Annotated in this window: 1 protein-coding gene and 1 pseudogene; both read right to left on the bottom strand. The window is 58.8% G+C overall.

Going from position 1 to position 3051, the window contains the following annotated elements; genetic code table 11:
- A pseudogene (locus IBX54_RS13960) lies at nucleotides 1-1136 on the bottom strand (DNA-directed RNA polymerase subunit beta'); the annotation flags it as partial.
- Nucleotides 1137-1213: 77 nt separating this feature from the next.
- Nucleotides 1214-3051: DNA-directed RNA polymerase subunit beta (rpoB, locus tag IBX54_RS13955; protein WP_296543263.1), on the bottom strand; the 1838-nt coding region annotated here is incomplete at its 5' end.

Here is a 3051-nt window from a genome sequence, read left to right as displayed (position 1 = left end):
ATGAAGGGCTTGAACAGCTCCAGCGCCATCAGCTTGGGCAGACCGCACTGGTGCAGCTTGAGCGTAGGGCCCACCACAATGACCGAACGGCCGGAGTAGTCCACCCGCTTGCCCAGCAAGTTCTGACGGAAACGACCGCCCTTGCCCTTGATCATGTCGGCCAGCGACTTGAGCGCGCGCTTGTTGGCACCGGTCATGGCCTTGCCGCGGCGGCCGTTGTCGAGCAGTGAGTCAACCGCTTCTTGCAACATGCGCTTCTCATTGCGGGCAATGATTTCCGGTGCTTTCAGTTCGAGCAGGCGGCGCAGACGGCTGTTGCGGTTGATGACGCGGCGGTACAGGTCGTTCAAGTCAGAGGTGGCAAAACGACCGCCGTCGAGCGGCACGAGCGGGCGCAGATCGGGCGGTAACACCGGCAGCACGTCGAGCACCATCCATTCAGGTTTGATGCCCGATTTCTTGAAGGCTTCGAGCAGCTTGAGGCGCTTGGTGTTCTTCTTGATCTTGAGATCGGAGCCAGTCGGGTCGTTGCGCAGCTTTTCGATGGAACTGTCGATGTCGAGGGTTTGCAGCAAATCCTTGACGCCTTCGGCACCCATCTTGGCCTGGAACTCGTCACCGTATTCCTTGAACTTGGCGTCGAAGTCGTCTTCGGACATGATGCTGTACTTTTTGAGCGGCGTCATGCCGGGGTCGGTCACCACGTAGGCTTCAAAGTACAACACGCGCTCGATGTCGCGCAGCGTCATGTCGAGCACCAGGCCCAGACGGCTGGGCAGAGATTTGAGGAACCAGATGTGGGCACAGGGCGCGGCCAGGTCGATGTGGCCCATGCGCTCGCGGCGCACCTTGGTCTGGGTGACTTCAACGCCGCACTTCTCGCAGATGACACCGCGGTGCTTGAGGCGCTTGTACTTGCCGCACAGGCATTCGTAGTCCTTGATGGGGCCAAAAATCTTGGCGCAAAAAAGACCATCACGCTCGGGCTTGAAGGTACGGTAGTTGATGGTTTCCGGCTTTTTGACTTCGCCAAAAGACCAGGAACGGATTTTCTCGGGCGAGGCCATGCCAATCTTGATGGCATCAAAGTGCTCATCGGGCGTGAATTGCTTGAACAGGTCGAGTAATGATTTCATAGTAAATCCTCTTTAATCAGTTGAGGACAGAGCAAATTTGCTGCGCAAATCTTGGTCTGTCCCGCAAAGTCTCGCGATTAGCCGCGTTCCAGCTCAATGTCCAGACCCAGGGAACGAATTTCCTTGACCAGCACGTTGAACGATTCCGGCATGCCGGCTTCAATCGAGTGCTCGCCCTTGACGATGCTCTCATAGACCTTGGTGCGGCCCACCACGTCGTCAGACTTGACGGTGAGCATTTCCTGCAAGGTGTAGGCGGCGCCGTAGGCTTCGAGGGCCCACACTTCCATTTCACCAAAACGCTGGCCACCAAACTGGGCCTTGCCGCCCAGCGGTTGCTGCGTGACCAGGCTGTACGGGCCGGTGGAGCGGGCGTGCATCTTGTCGTCCACCAGGTGGTGCAGTTTCAGATAGTGCATGTAGCCGACCGTGACCGGGCGCTCGAAGCGGTCGCCGGTGCGGCCGTCGTACAGGTAGGCCTGCATGCGGGTGGGCGTGAGACCCTTGGCGGCGGCGATGTCATCCGGGTAAGCCAGCTTGAGCATGGTGCGAATTTCATCTTCGGTAGCACCATCGAACACCGGCGAAGCAAACGGCATGCCGCTGGTCAGGTTTTCCGCCATGGCGAGCAACTGGCTGTCGTCGAGCTGCGCCAGGTCTTCCTTGCGGCCGGTGCTGTTGTAGATTTCACCCAGGAATTCGCGCACTTCGGCGGCCCGGCTTTCGTGCTGCAACATGTCGCCAATGCGTTGGCCGATGCCCTTGGCGGCCCAGCCCAGGTGGACTTCGAGCAACTGGCCCACGTTCATCCGTGACGGCACGCCCAGTGGGTTGAGCACGATGTCGCAGGGGGTGCCGTCGGCCAAGTGCGGCATGTCTTCCACCGGCACAATCTTGGAAACGACACCCTTGTTGCCGTGGCGCCCGGCCATCTTGTCGCCGGGCTGCAGGTGGCGCTTGACGGCCACATACACCTTGACCATCTTCAGCACGCCCGCAGGCAGCTCGTCGCCCTGCGTGAGCTTCTTGCGCTTTTCCTCGAACGCAAGGTCAAAGCTGTGGCGAGTTTGCTCCAAAGAGTTCTTGATGCTTTCCAGCTGCGCTGACACGCCTTCGTCGGACGGACGAATGTCAAACCAGTGGAATTTCTCGACCGATGCCAAATAATCCTTGTCGATCTTGCTGCCTTTGGCGAGCTTTTGTGGGCCGCCGTTGGCGGTTTTGCCCAGCAGCAGTTTTTCGATACGGTCAAAGGCGTCGAGCTCGACGATGCGCATCTGGTCGTTCAAGTCGAGACGGAAGCGCTTGAGTTCGTCGTCGATGATCTGTTGGGCGCGGCGGTCGCGGGTGATGCCTTCGCGAGTGAACACCTGCACGTCGATAACCGTGCCTTGCGAGCCCTGGTCAACGCGCAGCGAGGTGTCTTTCACGTCACTGGCTTTTTCGCCAAAGATGGCGCGCAGCAGTTTTTCTTCGGGTGTCAGCGTGGTTTCACCCTTGGGCGTGACCTTGCCGACCAACGTGTCGCCGGGTTGCACTTCAGCACCCACATAAATGATGCCCGACTCGTCCAGACGGTTGAGTTGCTGCTCACTCAGGTTGGGAATGTCGCGGGTGATTTCTTCGGCGCCGAGCTTGGTGTCACGCGCCATGACCACCAGTTCTTCGATGTGGATCGAGGTGTAGCGGTCTTCAGCCACAACCTTCTCACTGATCAAAATCGAGTCTTCAAAGTTGTAGCCGTTCCAGGTCATGAAACCGATCAGCATGTTCTGGCCCAATGCCAGTTCACCGAGGTCGGTGGAGGCGCCGTCGGCGATCACATCACCCTTGGCCAGTTGGTCGCCCTTTTTGACGATCGGACGCTGGTGGATGTTGGTGTTCTGGTTGGAACGCTGGTACTTGATGAGGTTGT

It is taken from the genome of Rhodoferax sp. (genome assembly GCF_014859475.1).
GTDB lineage: Bacteria > Pseudomonadota > Gammaproteobacteria > Burkholderiales > Burkholderiaceae_C > Rhodoferax.
The sequence above is the reverse complement of the archived record's forward strand: the minus strand, read 5'-3'. Positions and strand labels throughout refer to the sequence as shown.